Annotated in this window: 12 protein-coding genes; 8 read left to right on the top strand and 4 right to left on the bottom strand. The window is 57.4% G+C overall.

Features of this window, described 5'->3' with window-relative positions; translation table 11 throughout:
* Nucleotides 1-17 precede the first annotated feature (17 nt).
* Nucleotides 18-1,355, bottom strand: a complete 1,338-nt coding sequence (locus BFG58_RS03650) for a TolC family outer membrane protein (protein WP_045910489.1) — start codon at nt 1,353-1,355, stop codon at nt 18-20.
* 740 nt (nt 1,356-2,095) lie between these two features.
* On the opposite strand from BFG58_RS03650, the gene BFG58_RS03655 reads away from it, so the two are divergent.
* Complete coding sequence (locus BFG58_RS03655; protein ID WP_023618764.1) at nt 2,096-2,839, top strand: DeoR/GlpR family DNA-binding transcription regulator; 744 nt, start codon at nt 2,096-2,098, stop codon at nt 2,837-2,839.
* A gap of 13 nt (nt 2,840-2,852) precedes the next feature.
* Complete coding sequence (locus BFG58_RS03660; protein WP_069719265.1) at nt 2,853-3,920, top strand: oxidoreductase; 1,068 nt, start codon at nt 2,853-2,855, stop codon at nt 3,918-3,920.
* Nucleotides 3,921-4,009: 89 nt separating this feature from the next.
* Here BFG58_RS03660 and cybB read toward each other — a convergent pair whose 3' ends face one another.
* Complete coding sequence (gene cybB / locus BFG58_RS03665) at nt 4,010-4,540, bottom strand: cytochrome b561 (protein ID WP_045910487.1); 531 nt, start codon at nt 4,538-4,540, stop codon at nt 4,010-4,012.
* A 189-nt stretch (nt 4,541-4,729) separates the two neighbouring features.
* Here cybB and gap point away from each other — a divergent pair, with 189 nt between their 5' ends.
* Entirely contained in the window at nt 4,730-5,731 is a 1,002-nt protein-coding gene (gene gap, locus BFG58_RS03670) for a type I glyceraldehyde-3-phosphate dehydrogenase (protein WP_024908382.1), read from the top strand.
* A gap of 62 nt (nt 5,732-5,793) precedes the next feature.
* Here the strand turns inward: gap and BFG58_RS03675 are convergent, their stop codons facing one another.
* Nucleotides 5,794-6,588 carry a YdcF family protein gene (locus BFG58_RS03675; RefSeq protein ID WP_069719266.1) on the bottom strand — a complete coding sequence of 265 codons (795 nt, stop codon included), beginning with the start codon at nt 6,586-6,588 and terminating at the stop codon, nt 5,794-5,796.
* Between the two features lie 327 nt (nt 6,589-6,915).
* Here BFG58_RS03675 and BFG58_RS03680 point away from each other — a divergent pair, with 327 nt between their 5' ends.
* From BFG58_RS03680 to BFG58_RS03700, 5 genes are all read left to right on the top strand, one after another.
* Nucleotides 6,916-8,235 (top strand): MFS transporter, encoded by a 1,320-nt coding sequence (locus BFG58_RS03680; protein WP_046092563.1) that lies wholly within the window; start codon nt 6,916-6,918, stop codon nt 8,233-8,235.
* 158 nt (nt 8,236-8,393) lie between these two features.
* Nucleotides 8,394-10,046, top strand: coding sequence for an MFS transporter (locus tag BFG58_RS03685; protein WP_045910485.1), 1,653 nt, complete (start codon nt 8,394-8,396; stop codon nt 10,044-10,046).
* A gap of 22 nt (nt 10,047-10,068) precedes the next feature.
* Entirely contained in the window at nt 10,069-11,148 is a 1,080-nt protein-coding gene (locus tag BFG58_RS03690; RefSeq protein WP_048223106.1) for an HlyD family secretion protein, read from the top strand.
* Nucleotides 11,148-12,527: an efflux transporter outer membrane subunit gene (locus BFG58_RS03695; protein WP_069719267.1), complete on the top strand. Its 1,380-nt coding sequence runs from the start codon at nt 11,148-11,150 to the stop codon at nt 12,525-12,527. The genes BFG58_RS03690 and BFG58_RS03695 overlap by 1 nt, the downstream gene beginning before the upstream one ends.
* 68 nt (nt 12,528-12,595) lie before the next feature.
* Nucleotides 12,596-13,255, top strand: a complete 660-nt coding sequence (locus tag BFG58_RS03700; protein WP_069719268.1) for an O-methyltransferase — start codon at nt 12,596-12,598, stop codon at nt 13,253-13,255.
* Nucleotides 13,256-13,336: 81 nt separating this feature from the next.
* Here the strand turns inward: BFG58_RS03700 and hrpA are convergent, their stop codons facing one another.
* A complete protein-coding gene (gene hrpA, locus BFG58_RS03705) occupies nt 13,337-17,239 on the bottom strand; it encodes an ATP-dependent RNA helicase HrpA (protein ID WP_048223098.1) in 3,903 nt (1,300 codons plus the stop codon).
* Nucleotides 17,240-17,354 lie beyond the last annotated feature (115 nt).

Here is a 17,354-nt window from a genome sequence, read left to right on the forward strand (position 1 = left end):
ACAATACGCGTCTTTTTTTAACTCAAATCGGGTAGTTTTGCGGCAGCGTTTTTCTCTATTCCAATAAGCGGCATTAAATTATCAACCGCGGAAGCATAATTAATTGCCGAACTCCAGCCATCATACTCAGCGATTATTTTCGCCGAGGTGGCCTGCCAGACATCCTGCTCAACGCTGAGCAGATCGTTAATGCTCCGCTTGCTCAGGGTGTACTCATTTTTATAGACATCACGGGCGCGCAGGGCATTTTCCAGCTGCTGTTTCCCGGCCTCCATTCTTCCCCGTGCACCGGTCCAGTCCGCCTGCGCGACGGAGGCTTTTTGCAGGACATCGAAACGCGCCTGATCGACCTGAGAGGAAGCCATCGCCCGTGCTCCTTCAGCCTGCCGCACGCGTGCAGAGACCGCGCCGCCCTGATAAAGCGGTGCGTCAATGTTGAGCTGGATCTGGTCGTCCCAGTACGAACGGTTGTCCGACTCGTAACGGGTACGTCCGCCCTTCAGGCTTAGGGTCGGCCAGTGCTGGGACTTCGCCGTTTCCACGCCATACTGGGCAGAGCGCTCCATGTTTTGCGCGGCCATAACCGCCGGTATCAGCGAATAATCAATGCGGTTGAGAGAATCAGGCTCAACCGCGAGATTTGCGGGTACAGGCGAAAAGTTATCGGCCTGCATTCCGGTTAATACCGCGAGCCTTGCGCGGGCGCTGTTTAAGGCGGCGTGATACTGCGCGACCGTCGCCTGCATGCCGGCAATACGCGTGCGGGTCTGGAGCTCATCGGAGGTCGAGCTCACGCCCGCGTCGGCGCGCAGCTTTGCCAGTTGCTCAACATTTTTTAGCGCCTGAACGTTCTCCTTTGCCGCCTGCAGCAGATCGGCATAGCGTTTGACCTCGACATAGCTCAGCGCCGTTTTTTCCGCCACGTCAGAGAGTGTGCTCATCAGCTGGTAGCGATAGCTATCGCGCTGGGCGGAAGACTGGCTGATGCTGTTATTGGTCTTGCCAAAGTCATATATCAGCTGCGTCAGGCTCAGCCCCCACGCGGCTGAATTCTTCAGCGACCCGCTGGAATCGGTGGTCTGGCTATGGCCCGTGCTGCCGTTCAGCGATATTTGCGGCATCCAGCCGCTGCGCGCTTCATCTATTTGCGCCTGACCAATACCGAGTTGCGCGGCCTGCTGACTAATCGACGGATCGCGATCGATAGCAAAAAGAATACTTTCTTTTAAGGTTGTCGTGGCAACCGGGGCAATACCCACCTGACTACTATTGGCGTACGCCGTATTTATGGCTAATGAAATGAATGCCAGTGCTGCTGTAAATCGACGTAACATAGGCTTTCGCAATATCGTCATTTTTATCTCCCTGACTCTGAGTGACACTGAAGCAATTACCCAAAAAGAGGTATAGATAATTAGACAAATATCTTATTTCGCATCCTTGCCGAATTTTAGGTAAAACTCCCCATACCCATTTCCTCTGGAGATGAGATCTGCCTGCGTCTTATTTAAATTAAGAATTTACTTATTTCCTAAAGTGGTTAGCAGCATAACAAAATGCGTTATAAGCCACTACACCCCCAATGTTAATGTGGTGTTACAATTAAGAAAAAAGATGGGGTTTCTGGACAAAACTCTTAAAATGACCTTTCAGATGAAACATATAAACCGACTGTTATTTAAGGAAAATTCTTAATTCGTCACCTGCACATTTTTGCGTTAATTTCCGGGCGGGTCAGACACAAAGATTTTCAAAGAAGTGTCAATTTAAGTAGCTAAACCAGACAAATTAGAATTTAATGCCATTAATAAACTAATTAAAGCAATCAAAAACCACACTAGCAACATTAAACAGAATAAAAAGCCAGACAATAGGAATGCAGTGGTTACATAACCCAAATCGTTAAATAAAACATAACAATAACATTGTGGTTAACATTCAAAACGGCTTACTTATACCTGCTTAATAAAATTTTAATAATCACGCATCTGAATCATTACCTCACTCCACGACATCAAAACCACGTTGCCCTTCTCTCTGCGTTAAAATGCTGTATTATGCAAACTATTGCGACATTTTGCAGGAACGCAGACCGATGCACAAAACCGCACGACAACGCCACGTTCTGGATATCCTGAGCGAGCAAGGCCAGGCCAGCATCACCGAGCTGGCAGAAAAGCTGCAGGTTTCAGCCGATACCATCCGTCGGGATCTGACCGACCTGGAAAACCAGGGGCTGGCGCAGAAGAACCACGGTGGGGCCATCGCGCTGAATCTTTCCGCCATGAATCGCCAGGGCCGCAATACGCTGCTGCCGGAAACCAAACAACGCCTGGGAAAACAGGTCGCACAGCAGGTTCCTGCGGGTTCTACCCTGTTTCTGGATGCGGGCAGCACGGTGATGGCTGTCGCCTCCTTTCTTCGCGGGCCGCTCACCGTCATTACCACGTCGCTGGATATCGCCCAGCACTTTAGCGACCGGGAAGACGTTGAGCTGATCCTGCTCGGCGGTAAATGGGACCATAAGCAGCGCCTGTTTGCCGGAAGCGCCACCTTGTCCTTGCTGTCCCGCTATCGGGCAGATATTGCCATCCTCGGGGCGTGCGCCATTCATGCTGAACTCGGTTTGAGCGCCGGTAAAGAAGCGGATGCCGAGGTTAAACGCGCGATGCTAGACGCAAGCCATGCGCACTGGATTGTTGCCGACCACCTGAAAGTCAACCGCTGCGAACCGTATCTGGTTTCCGGGTTATCTAACATTCAACAACTCTTTTTAGATCGTCCCTGGCCTGAGCTTGGGGACCCTGGCGCATTGCAGGTCACGGTGTGCGCGAATTAACGTGGAGAAGTTCATGAGTACAGTTCGAACAATTAACATTGCGCTGATCGGGTATGGATTTGTGGGCAAAACTTTCCATGCCCCGTTAATCCAGTCTGTGGACGGGCTTAAGCTGGCCGTGGTCTCTTCTCGTGATGAAGAGAAGGTGAAACGCGATCTGCCGGACGTAGAGGTGGTCGCCACCCCTGAAGAGGCTATTCAGCATCCTGATGTTGACCTGGTGGTGATTGCCTCCCCCAACGCCACGCACGCCCCGCTGGCGACGCTGGCCCTGAACGCAGGTAAACACGTGGTCGTGGATAAGCCTTTCACCCTCGACATGCAGGAAGCCCGCGACCTGATTGCGCTGGCGGATGAAAAGCAGCGACTGCTTTCTGTCTTCCACAATCGCCGCTGGGACAGCGATTTCCTCGGCATTAAGCAGGTCATTGAGCAAGGCACGCTCGGCAAGGTTAAGCACCTGGAGTCGCATATCGACCGCTTCCGCCCGGAAGTGCGCGTGCGCTGGCGTGAGCAGAATGTCCCCGGGAGCGGCCTGTGGTTTGACCTGGGGCCTCATCTTATCGACCAGACGCTACAGCTCTTTGGTCTGCCGCAGTCGGTTCAGGGGAATATCGCGACGCTGCGCGACGGCGCAGAAATCAACGACTGGGCGCACGTGGTCTTAAACTATCCGGAGCATAAGGTGATTCTGCACGCCAGCATGCTGGTGGCAGGCGGAACGGCGCGCTTTGCCGTCCACGGGGACAAGGGCAGCGTGGTGAAGGCCAGAATCGATCAGCAGGAAGCACAGCTGCTCTCCGGGGTTATCCCTGGGAGTGAAGCCTGGGGCGAAGACAGCGACAGTATGGTGTTCTTTGGCGCTGACGGCGCATCGCAGACGATCCCTACCCCGAAAGGCGATCAGCGCCAGTATTACATCAGTGTGCGTGACGCGTTGCTTGGGAAAATCGCCAATCCGGTCCACCCGGTTGAGGCACTGGCAGTCATGGCCGTGCTGGAAGCGGCGGTGAAGTCGTCTGAGACGGGGTCAACCCAGGTGCTGGCATTAAGTGCCGAAGAGCGTGCTCTGTTGGGTTAAAAACAAGCCGGGTAGCGCTGCGCTTACCCGGCCTACGATTCAGAGCCGTTTGTAGGCCCGTGCAAGCGAAGCGCCGCCGGGCGAGAAGACTACGAACGCTTTTTCGGCATCATGCGCAGAAGAGTATTATCTTTCCAGAAATAGTGATGCATCAGCGCCGCCGCCGCGTGCAGGCCAATCACAAAATAGCCCAGGTTTGCCAGCGTCTCGTGCCATGCCTTCAGCGTATCCACCAGGTCAAAATTGGACTCCGCCGCATGCGGCATCGCCAGGCCAAAGGCAAACCAGTCGCTGCCCCGGTTATACATCATCACAATGCCAATCAGCGGCAGCGCAATAAACAGCAGATACACCACCAGATGCCCCAGATGAGACATCCCCGTCACCATCGCTTTTGGCTTCGGTTGAATCGGCGGCGCGCGGAACTTCAGGCGAACCAGCAGACGCGTCACCATCAGCACCAGAATACCGATCCCGCATGAGACGTGGATCATATTGATCGCCGGACGCGCGGTGCGCGGGAAGAAACCTCTGAACTCCATCGCGCAGTAGGCGACGATGATTAACAGAAACACCAGCCAGTGGATGCCGATTTGCAGGCTTGTATATTTAGTGCGCATGTGATTTCTCGATTAAAAACAGTTACCGCGCCAACATAATCCCCTTTCCTTAAAAATTCATTAACTTTTCTGTATGGTTTTTCAAATACTTCCCCCCGCATGAAGCATCTTCAATTGCCGCCCTGCCCGTGATGGTCTAAGCCTGGATGAGTTCAAACTGTCGCATCGACACGTTTACAGGAGAACACCATGAGTAAAATTGGCATTAACGGCTTTGGACGCATCGGACGTCTTGTTCTGCGTCGCCTTCTTGAAACCCAGGACAGTAATACCGTCGTCGCCATCAACGACCTCACCTCCCCGAAAGTGCTGGCCTACCTGCTCAGGCATGATTCCAACTACGGTGGCTTCCCGTGGAGCGTGGATTTCACCGAGGATGCGCTGATTGTTGACGGTAAAACCATAGCTGTCTATGCCGAAAAAGAGGCAAAGCATATTCCGTGGAAAACCGCCGGTGTGGATATCGTCGTGGAGTGCACCGGCTTTTATACGTCTGAAGAAAAATCACGGGCGCACCTGGACGCGGGCGCGAAGAAGGTGCTGATCTCTGCGCCTGCGGGCGACATGAAAACCATCGTCTACAGCGTGAACGACGACACCATTGACGCCGGTGATACCATCATCTCCGTCGCCTCCTGCACCACCAACTGCCTCGCCCCGCTGGCGAAAGCCCTGAACGACGCGTTTGAAATTAAGGTGGGCACCATGACCACCATTCACGCCTATACCGGTACCCAGGCGCTGGTGGATGGCCCGCGCGGGAAAGATCTTCGCGCCTCGCGGGCGGCGGCAGAGAATATCATTCCGCATACCACCGGCGCCGCCAAAGCCATTGGTCTGGTGATCCCTGCGCTCAGCGGCAAACTGAAAGGCCACGCGCAGCGCGTGCCGGTTAAAACGGGCTCCGTTACCGAACTGGTGGCCATTCTGGGCAAGAAAGTGACCGTTGAGGAGATCAACGCCGCGCTGAAAAAGGCGACGCAAGGCAATAAATCGTTCGGGTACACCGATGAAGAGATCGTGTCGTCAGATGTGATTGGTTCACATTATGGTTCAGTGTTTGACGCCACGCAGACGGAGGTGTCAGAAGCGGGAGACCTTCAGCTGGTGAAAGCCGTTGCCTGGTATGACAACGAGTATGGGTTTGTGACGCAGCTGGTGCGGACGCTGGATAAGTTTGCGGCGCTGTGATTTTTCCCACCTACCCCTCACCCTAACCCTCTCCCCAAAGGGGCGAGGGGATTGTTCCGTGCCTAAATTATATTACGTGCACCCTTCAGGACAGGATCCTGCTGCAGCTGTTTCCATGCGGCGGTGACGGCCTCGGGGAATTCAACGTGAGCAATATAATCCCGCCCGGCCGGGCCATAGCCGTTGGCGTTATCATACAGGCGCGGCAGTTCCCCCATAACCAGTGAAAGGTAACGGTCAACGGGCCACAGGCCGGTGTTGCCCTCGCTGAATTCCACGCCCTCGTTTCCGTTTTGCAGTGTCGGCGTAAACCCCGGATGGCTGAGCCACTGCGGTGAAACGGGCTCATCCCGACAAACGCGGGCAAACGTCGCCATGGTACGGCGCTGCATCGTCGGATCCTGCACCACCAGCATCCGCCCGGTCGTTCGATTATGCTGTTTCAGCAAGTTCCAGCTAAAGCGCGCGTTTTCACCGCAGTTGGTGGAGCGATCCTCAACCCACAGCTGCGCCTCGGGGATCTGCCAGAACGCCCGCGCAATGTCGGCAAGAATGCTCGCTTCAGGCCGCCCGGTGACCTGTACGGTGTGGTAACGCGGATGACTGCGGATGGCGTCGTATAAAAAGGTGGTCGAATGCCCGATGCCGCCGCTAATCAGAAGCGGCACGTCTTGCTGAGAGGCCATCCGGCAGGCCGCGTCAATGGTTGGGATCACCGCGTTTCCTGCCAGAATTACCGCATCGACTTCCGGGAGCGGACGCGTCGCGCTCAGGTCATCCTGCGCCAGCCATTCACCGACAGTATTGATGGCCGCCAGCGTGGCATTCGCCAGAACGGGAAAATGGGGCTGAACCATGGTGAACTCCTCACGTTGTTGAAGCACCGAATTTATCATTTTTCTGAAATAACCAGAAACATCCAAAAATCATCGGGTTGCACCTGCCTATTATGCTTTTGATTTCCAGCCCTACAAAACATTGTATTGTTCAGGCGTCATGAAAAAGCACCCAGCGCTACTTATTTCACCGTGATCTGACCAGTTTTATCCCCCCTGCGCTTGCCAAACGCAACATCCAACCCTAAGTTGCTTAACAATTTCACAACCTTTTTCATCATCACAGGTTGCACCTGAAGCGCGCCAGGTGACACCTCTCTCATCATCAACGTGGCGGGGTTTCAGGTCATGACAGAACATGAAAGTACGACGACGGTGTTACGTAAAAATAAAAAGGTGTTAATCGCCAGCCTTACCGGGAGCGCCATTGAATGGTTTGACTATTTTCTCTACGGTACGGCGGCCGCGCTGGTCTTCAATAAGATCTTTTTCCCGATGGTCGATCCGGTGATCGGACTCATTCTCTCTTATCTCTCTTTCTCCTTAACCTTCTTTATTCGCCCGATTGGCGGGGTACTTTTCGCCCACATTGGCGACCGCATCGGACGTAAAAAAACCCTCGTGTTGACCCTCTCTTTGATGGGAGGTGCAACCGTCATGATTGGCCTGCTGCCCACGTATGAGATGATTGGCCTGTGGGCGCCCGCTCTGCTGATCCTGATGCGTATCATTCAGGGGATGGGCATTGGCGGTGAATGGGGCGGCGCGCTACTGCTGGCCTATGAATATGCGCCAGAAAAACGTAAAGGCTTCTTCGGCAGTATTCCGCAGGCGGGCGTCACCATCGGTATGCTGATGGCAACTTTTATCGTTTCGCTGATGACCCTGTTCAGCGAGGCGGATTTCCTCTCCTGGGGCTGGCGCATCCCGTTCCTGCTGAGCTCGGTTCTGGTGTTGCTCGGCCTGTGGATCCGCAAAGATATTGATGAAACGCCCGATTTTCAGCGAGTCAAAGCGTCCGGTCAGGTGGCTAAGGCTCCCCTGCGCGATACGCTGAAGCATCACTGGCGCGAAGTGCTGATTGCCGCCGGTCTGAAGGTGGTTGAAACCGCCCCCTTCTACATCTTCTCAACCTTCGTGGTGAGCTATGCCACCAGCACGTTGACGTATCAGAAATCGCAGGCGCTGGAAGCCGTGACGCTGGGTGCGCTGGTGGCGACCATTATGATCCCGCTAATGGGGCTGCTCTCCGATAAGGTAGGCCGTCAGCGCATGTACGCGATCAGCGTCTTCGTGCTGGGCCTGTTTATCGTACCGTGGTTTATGCTGCTCAATACCGGCACCACATGGGGTATCGTGCTCGCGACGGTCATCGCCTTTGGCGTGCTGTGGGCACCTGTCACCGCGGTACTCGGCACGCTGTGCTCTGAAATCTTTAGTGCAAACGTGCGCTACACCGGCATTACTCTAGGCTATCAGTTGGGTGCCGCGCTGGCAGGCGGTACCGCGCCGTTGATTGCGACCGGACTGCTGGCAAAATACGACGGCGACTGGGTACCGGTGGCCTGGTATCTTGCCGTCACGGTGACCATTTCTTTAATCGCGATTTTCTGCGCCAGCCGCGTTAAGCGCGCCACTCTCATCCAGGCGCAGCCCGAACGTCTCTGACCCTTCCCGGCCCGTCCTGCGGGCCGCTCTTTTTCCTTAAATTTCCCTTCACCATTTGATTAACATGCGTAAATCATATTCACTTGAATTATCATTTGCGGGAGTCGTAGAATCGCTAGCCCGCTAATTATTCAATCATTTCTAAGGTAAACGACGTTATGCGCCTGCCCGAACGCGACCCTTATGCTCCTCGCGAGTGGCAGCCACATGAGAAACCCGCCCTGTTGGGTTCGCCCTCCACGCCAGAACACAGTACGCCAAAACGCATTGCCTACGGCGTCGTGGGCCTGCTGGTCTGCCTGACGGGGGCGCTGGGGAATGCGGTGGTGACCGCCAACCTGCAAAATTTGCAGGGGACTTTCGGGGCCTGGTCCACCGAAATCGCCTGGCTGCCCGCGGTCTATGTGATGACCAACATCTCCATCAACCTGCTGCTGGTGAAATTCCGCCAGCAGTACGGTTTGCGCGCCTTTACGGAAGGTTTTCTGGTGCTGTACGTACTGGTCACCTTCTTCCATCTTTTCGTAAACGATCTCAGCTCGGCGCTGATGGTGCGCGCCGCGCACGGCATGGTGGCCGCCGCGCTCAGCTCGCTGGGGATTTACTATCAGATCCAGGCCTGGCCTGCGAAGCACCGCCTGAAGGCACTGACCATCGGCATCACCGGATCGTCGCTCGCCATCCCGCTGGCCCGCCTGTTTTCAACCGAGCTGCTGCAGTTGGACGAGTGGCGCGGGCTCTATTTCTTCGAACTGGGGCTGGCGCTGATCTCCCTGGCCTGCGTCATCGCCTTAAAACTGCCGCCGGGCGACCGGCGCAAGGTCTTCGAGAAAAAAGACTTTATCACCTTCTTTTTAATGGCCCCCGGGATGGCTCTCCTCTGCGCCGTGCTCTCTTTAGGCCGTCTGGACTGGTGGTTCGAAGCGCCGTGGATCGGCTGGTCGCTGGCGCTATCGCTGGTGCTGATTGTCGCAGCCATCGTCTTTGAACATAACCGCAGCAACCCGCTGCTGAACACCCGCTGGCTGTCGAGCGGCAGCATCGTCCGACTGGGGCTAATTATGCTGCTGATCCGAATCGTGCTGGCCGAGCAGAACACCGGCGTCATCGGCTGGCTGCAGTATGTGGGCTTACAGAACGAGCAGATGACGCACCTGGCGTGGTCTATTTTCGCCGGGATCGTCTGTGGGATCGTCACCAGCTGTCTCACCATCAAGCCAACGAAACTGGCGTGGCCAATCATCACGTCTCTGGCGCTGATGATTGTTGCCTCGCTGCTGGACAGCCAGTCCAACAACCTGACCCGTCCGGATCAGCTGATGGTAAGCCAGTTCCTGCTGGGCTTCGGCAGCGCCTTCTTCCTGGCGCCCGCTATGCTGGCCGCCATTGGCGGGGTGATCGCCGACCCGCGTAACCTGGTCAGCTTCTCGGTAATGTTTGGCATGAGCCAGAACCTCGGCGGCCTGCTGGGCTCCGCGATCCTCGGCACCTTCCAGACCTGGCGCGAGAAGTACCACTCCAGCCTGCTGGCGGACCAGCTCACCACGCTCAACCCGCTGGTCAACGAGCGAATTCAGCTTTATACCCAGATGTACAAAAGCCTGATTGGCGACAGCGCGCTGCTGGGAACCCAGGCGATAACGCAGCTGCAAACGGTCACCGCGCTGGAGGCGAATATTCTGGCTTATAACGATACTTATCTGCTGACGGCGAGCATCGCTGCCGCCACGCTGGTCTGGATTTTATGGCGCTTGCTGCGCCTGCGCATCACTGCCCGTCTGGCGCTGAAGAACGCCACCGGCAACAAATAATTGAAAGAGTTCTGGAGAGTTTATGAGTCAGCAGGATGCCGCCAAAGAGCAGGCCAACACCCGCAAAAATGTGCGCATTGTTTCCGTTTTCACCGCCGCCGCCATCGGTATCGTCGGCGTGCTGGTGATCCTTTATGCGTGGCAACTGCCGCCGTTCACCCGTCACGCGCAGTTTACCGATAACGCCTACGTGCGCGGCCAGACGACGTTTATCAGCCCGCAGGTGAACGGCTATATCACCGAGGTGAAGGTTCAGGACTTTGTGCAGGTCAAAAAAGGTGACCTGCTGTTGCAGATTGATGACCGTATCTACCGTCAGCGCGTGCACCAGGCCGAGGCGCAGCTGGCGATGAAAATTGCCGCCCTGAATAACAACCTGCAGCAGCGTAAAAGCGCCGAAGCAACGATCGCCAAAAATGACGCGGCGCTGAAAAATGCCCGTGCCCAGAGCCTGAAAAGCCAGGCGGATTTAAAGCGGGTGAAAGAGCTGACGTCTGACGGCTCGCTTTCCATTCGCGAGCGCGACGCGGCGCTGGCCAGTGCCGCTCAGGGCAGCGCCGATATCGACCAGGCGAAAGCCGCGCTTGAGATGTCGCGTCAGGATCTGCAGACGGTGATTGTCAATCGCGGTGCGCTGGAGGCGGATGTTGAAAACGCCAAAGCGGCGCTGGAGCTGGCGCAGATTGACCTGCAAAACACCCGCATTGTGGCACCGCGTGACGGTCAGCTCGGCCAGATCGCCGTGCGTCTCGGGGCCTACGTGACCGCCGGGACGCACCTCACCACCCTGGTGCCGCCGCAGCACTGGGTCATCGCCAACATTAAAGAGACCCAGCTCGCGGAGCTGCGCGTCGGTCAGCCGGTGAAATTCACCGTTGATGCCCTGAACAACAAAGCGTATCAGGGCCGCGTGGAGAGCATCTCCCCGGCAACCGGCGTGGAGTTCAGCGCCATCACGCCGGACAACGCCACAGGCAACTTTGTCAAAATAGCCCAGCGTATTCCGGTGCGCATTGAGGTGCTCGGTAAGCCAGAAGATTCCGCGCTGCTGCGTCCGGGTATGTCGGTACAGGTGACCATTGATACGCGGGAGGCGAAGTAATGATCCTTCGCCCGATAGCCGTGCTGGTGGCGGCGGTCATGCTGGCCGGATGCCAGTCCGTTGACGTCAAGCCGGCGCAGCCGACGCTGCACATCCCCACCCAGTGGCGCACCGTCTCCGGCCCTGCCAGCCCGACGGAGCAGCTCTGGTGGCGTAATTTCCATGACAACCACCTGAACCGCTATGTGGATCAGGCGCTGCAGCATAACAGCGACGTGCTGATCGCCCGCGAACGGATAAACGAGTATCAGGCGCGGGTCTATGCGGCCGACGGCAGCCTGTTTCCTTCGCTTGATGCAGGCGTAACCGGGACGCGCGCCCGTTCACAATCCGCTGCGACCGGGCTGCCGGTTTACGGCACATTGTACAAAGGGAGCCTGACGGCAAGCTATGACGTGGATATCTGGGGCGTCAACCGCAGCACCTCGCGCGCTGCCGAAGCCTCGCTGGAGGCGCAAAAAGCCGCCGCCGCGGCCGCGGATTTGACCGTTGCCTCCTCCGTTGCCTCCGGCTATGTCACTCTCCTCGCGCTGGATGAACAGCTGCGCGTGACCGAGTCCACGCTGAAATCGCGCGAGGAGGCCTTTAACCTCGCGAAACGTCAGTTTGAGACGGGCTACAGCTCGCGCCTGGAGCTGATGCAGTCGGATTCCGAACTGCGCTCGACGCGGGCGCAGGTGCCCGTGCTGCAGCACCAGATTGCACAGCAGGAGAATGCCCTGAGCCTGCTGCTGGGAAGCAACCCGGGCGACGTGGCGCGCAGCGCAAGCTTCGCGGCACTGACGCCGCTGACGCTGCCGTCGCAACTGCCTTCTACGCTCCTGAACCGCCGCCCGGATATCGTCCAGGCCGAACGCCAGCTGGTGGCGGCGGATGCCTCGCTCGCGGCGTCGCGCGCCAGCCTGCTGCCGTCGATCAACCTGACCGCCAGCGGATCGGTTCAGGATCGCACCCTTTCCGGCCTGCTGGACAACCCGCTTCAGCTCTGGAGCGCAGGGGGAAGTATTCTCGCCCCGCTGCTGAACCGTCAGGCGCTGAATGCGCAGGTGGACATTTCCCAGTCCCAGCGTAACCAGGCGCTGTACGCCTATGAAAAAACCGTGCGTAACGCGTTTGCCGAAGTGAACAACAGCCTTGATGCGATAAGTCGCTATCAGGAACAGCTGACGGAGCTGCTTGCCCAGCAGGATGTGGCGCAGGAGACGCTGCGCATTGCGCAGAATCGCTATCGCAACGGTTATTCCTCCTATCTTGACGTGCTGGACGCGCAGCGCACGCTGTTCTCGGTCCAGACCAGCGTCGTGCAGGTGAAAAATAACCTGCTGCTGGCGCAGATTGATTTGTATAAAGCGCTGGGCGGCGGCTGGGTCAGTGCCTGAAACATTTCACCCCGTAGGCCGGGTAAGGCGCAGCCGCCACCCGGCGATTCCCCCTCAGGAGACAATCTATGCAACAACAGTGGTCTGCAGTTGATAATTTCATGATTTCTTCGCTGATTCCTGACGATGACGTACTGAATCAGGTGCTGGAAAACAACAAGCGCGCCGGGCTACCCGAACACGATGTCGCGGCCAATCAGGGGCAGCTGCTGGCGCTGTTCGTGCGCATGACGCAGACAAGACGCATTCTTGAGATTGGGACGCTGGGTGCCTACAGCTCAATCTGGATGGCGCGTGCGCTGCCGCCGGACGGTAAGCTGATTACGCTTGAGGCCGATCCGACGCATGCCGGGGTTGCCCGCCAGAATATTCACCTCGCGGGGCTAGACGAACGTATTGAATTAATTGAAGGCCCGGCCCTGAGTTCGCTGGAGAATTTCGGTGAGGTTCCGCCGTTCGACCTGATCTTTATTGATGCCGATAAGCCAAACAATCCCGGCTATCTGGAATGGGCGCTGCACTACTCCCGCCCCGGCACGGTAATTATCGGCGATAACGTGGTGCGTGACGGAGAGGTAATCAACGGGGAAAGCGACGACGCGCGCGTGCTGGGCGTGCGGCGTTTTATTGAGATGATGGGGGATAACCCGCGCTTAACCGCCACCGCGCTGCAAACGGTGGGGATTAAGGGTTGGGATGGGTTTACGCTGGCGATTGTAGAACGATAACCAGCCGGGTGGCGGCTACGCCTTACCCGGCCTACCCGTTCTCCCGTAGGCCCGGTAAGCGCAGCGCCACCGGGCAAGGGTTTAACCGGAAATCTGCTCCATCGCCTGAAGGATACGCTTATCCGAAATCGGATACGGCGTCCCGAGCTGCTGGGCAAAGAAGCTGACGCGCAGCTCCTCGATCATCCAGCGGATCGCCTGCACGTCTTCATCGTCGCGGCGCGCTGGCGGCAGCTTGTTCAGCCACTGCTGCCACGCCTGCTGCACGCTCTCCACTTTCAGCATCTGCGCGCGGTCGCGGTGCGGGTCGATAGCCATTTTCTCCAGCCGTTTTTCAATCGCCTGCAGATAGCGCAGCGTATCGCCAAGACGGTTGAAGCCGTTGCCGGTAACGAAGCCGCGGTAAACCAGCCCCGCCATCTGCGCCTTCACGTCAGACAGCCCCAACGCCATGGTCATATCCACGCGCCCTTTCAGACGCTTGTTGATATTGAACACGGTGGTGAGGATCTGCTCGACCTGTTTGGCAATCTCCACCACGGTGTCGTTCAGCTCCGCGCGCACCTTTTCATGCAGCTGAGCAAAGCCCTCTTCCGTCCAGACCGGACCGCCCGCCTCGTGGATCAGTTTGTCCACGCCACAGGAGATGCAGTCGTCAATCAGATCCAGCACTTTGCCGTACGGGTTAAAGTAGAGCCCCAGCTTGGCCTTGTTCGGCAGCTTCTCGTGCAGATACTTGATCGGCGACGGGATGTTGAGCAACAGCAGACGACGCAGCCCGCGCCACATCATCTGCTGCTGTTCCTGCGGGTTATCAAACAGTTTGATCGCCACGCTGTCGCGCTCGTCAACCAGCGCAGGCCAGGCTTTCACCTTATAGTTACCGCGCTTCTGCTCGTAGCTTTCCGGAAGCTGGCCAAAGCTCCAGATGTGCAGCCCGCTCTGCTCGATGCCGTCGTCGGCCACCGCAGACAGCGTCTCCTGGACTTTGCCTTTCAGCGCCTCTTTCAGCTCGCTCAGGGAACGCCCTTCCAGCAGCTTTTTATTTTTATCGTCCACCACGCGGAAGCTGATTTTCAGGTGATCGGGCACCTGATCCCAGTTCCAGTCGTCGCGGTCGATGGTCGTTCCGGTCATGCGGCGGAACTCACGCTCCAGCGCGTCCAGCAGCGGCAGCTCCAGCGGTGTGACGCGGCCCAAAAACGCTTCCGCGTAGTTTGGCGCAGGCACAAAGTTGCGGCGAACCGGTTTCGGCAGGGATTTGATCAGCGCAATCACCAGCTCGCGACGCAGGCCGGGGATTTGCCACTCGAACCCGCTCTCATCCACCTGGTTTAACAGCGGCAGCGGAATGTGGACGGTCACGCCGTCCGCGTCGGCCCCCGGCTCAAACTGATAGGTCAGACGCAGCTTGAGGTTGCCCTGATGCCAGAAGTTCGGGTAGTCGAGTTTGCTGACCGACTCCGCGCCCTCTTTAATCAGCATGCTCTTTTCAAAGTTGAGCAGGTCCGGCGTCTCTTTGCTGGCCTTCTTCCACCAGCTGTCGAAATGGCGAGCGGAGATGACGTCGTGGCTGATGCGCTGGTCATAAAACTCGAACAGCGCTTCATCATCCACCAGAATGTCGCGGCGGCGCGATTTATGCTCCAGCTCTTCCACTTCAGCACGCAGCTTCAGGTTTTCACGGAAGAAGGCGTGGCGCGTCTGCCAGTCGCCCTCCACCAGCGCGTGGCGGATAAACAGCTCGCGGCACAGAGCCGGATCGATCTGACTGTAGTTGACCTTACGCGCGGCGACGACCGGCAGGCCGTAAACGGTCACTTTTTCGGTCGCCATCACCGCGCCCTGCGCGCGCTCCCAGTGCGGTTCACTGTACGAGCGCTTAAGCAGATGCTGCGCCACCGGCTCCACCCATTCCGGATCGATACGCGCGGCAATGCGTCCCCACAGGCGGCTGGTTTCCACCAGCTCCGCGACCATGGTCCACTTTGGCGGCTTCTTGAACAGGCCGGAACCGGGGAAGATAGAGAAACGCGCATTACGTGCGCCGGTATATTCCTGCTTCTCCGCGTCCTTCATGCCGATGTGCGACAGCAGGCCGGTCAGCAGCGCGATATGGATTTCGCGGTACTCCGCCGGTTCGCTGTTGACCGGAATGCCCAGCTCTTTCACCACCTGGCGCAGCTGGGTGTAGATATCCTGCCACTCGCGCACGCGCAGGTAGTTGAGGAAATCTACGCGGCACTGGCGGCGAAACTGATTCGAGGAGAGCGCCTTCTGCTGCTCTCCGAGGTAGTTCCACAGGTTCACAAAGGCGAGGAAATCGGACTCTTTGTCGTGGAAGCGGCGGTGCTTTTCGTCTGACGCCTGCTGTTTGTCCATCGGACGCTCGCGCGGATCCTGAATGGAGAGCGCCGAGGTAATGATCATCGCCTCGCGCACGCAGCCGTGCTTTTGCGCTTCCAGCACCATGCGTGCCAGACGCGGGTCGACCGGCAGCTGGCTGAGCTGGCGACCCAGCGGCGTCAGTTTGTAGACCGTCGCCTGCTCGTCGGTGGTGATCGCCCCGAGCTCTTCCAGCAGACGCACGCCGTCCTGGATGTTGCGTTTATCCGGCGCTTCGACGAACGGAAACGCCGCGATGTCGCCCAGCCCCAGGGCGGTCATCTGCAGGATAACGGACGCCAGGTTGGTGCGCAGAATTTCCGGGTCGGTAAATTCCGGACGCGACAGGAAATCGTCTTCGGAATAGAGACGAATACAGATCCCTTCCGACACGCGGCCACAGCGGCCCTTACGCTGGTTAGCAGACGCCTGCGAAACGGGCTCAATCGGCAGCCGCTGAACCTTGGTACGGTAGCTGTAGCGGCTGATGCGCGCCGTACCCGGATCGATCACGTATTTAATGCCCGGCACGGTGAGCGAGGTTTCCGCCACGTTGGTCGCCAGGACGATACGGCGTCCGCTGTGCGGCTGGAAGACGCGGTTCTGTTCGCTGTTGGACAGGCGGGCGTACAGCGGCAGGATCTCGGTGTGGCGCAGGTCGCGCTTACTGAGCGCATCGGCGGTATCGCGGATTTCGCGTTCGCCGCTCATGAAGATCAGAATGTCGCCCGCGCTTTCGTTACCCAGCTCGTCAACGGCATCGAAGATGGCCTGCAGCTGGTCGCGCTCGGTATCATCCGCCTCTTCCACAATCGGGCGATAGCGCACTTCCACGGGATACGTGCGACCTGACACCTCGATAATCGGCGCATTGTTGAAGTGCTTCGAGAAGCGCTCCGGATCGATGGTCGCGGAGGTGATGATCACTTTCAGATCCGGGCGACGCGGCAGCAGTTCTTTCAGGTAGCCGAGCAGGAAGTCGATGTTCAGGCTGCGCTCGTGCGCTTCGTCAATGATGATGGTGTCATACTGCATCAGCAGACGATCCTGCTGAATTTCCGCCAGCAGAATACCGTCGGTCATCAGTTTGACCATGGTGTTGTCGCTAACGTGATCGCTGAAACGGACCTTGTAGCCGATGCAGCCGCCCGGCTCCGTCTGCAGCTCTTCGGCAATACGGTTGGCAACGGTGCGCGCCGCCAGACGACGCGGCTGAGTGTGGCCAATCAGGCCTTTGATCCCGCGTCCCAGCTCCATACAGATTTTCGGCAGCTGGGTGGTTTTCCCCGAACCGGTTTCACCCGCCACAATCACCACCTGGTGGTCGCGGACGGCCTCAAGAATGTCCTGTTTCTTCTGGCTGACGGGCAGGTTTTCCGGGTAGGTAATCGCCGGGCGCGCAGCTTCGCGCAGCACAACCTTCCCTGCTGCCTGTTCAATCTCTTTCGCCATCTCCTGGTAAATGGCCTGTTGTGCATCAGGATTTTTAACCTTCTTGACGCCGTGCAGACGGCGGGCGAAGCGCTGTTTGTCGCGCAGCGTCAGAGAATCGAGCTGTTGCAGGAGCATCGGGAAGGTGAATTTTTGTTGTTCTGTCATAGCGTTAAAGGGCAGTACACGCCCTGATAAACTCTCTTTTTAATGATTGCTATAGAGTACCACACTGACGCCTTTCGCGCCTTATTCAAAAAATTCGAACATAGGCTTCGATATA

It is taken from the genome of Enterobacter sp. ku-bf2 (assembly GCF_001742765.1).
Classification (GTDB): Bacteria; Pseudomonadota; Gammaproteobacteria; order Enterobacterales; family Enterobacteriaceae; genus Enterobacter; species Enterobacter quasiroggenkampii.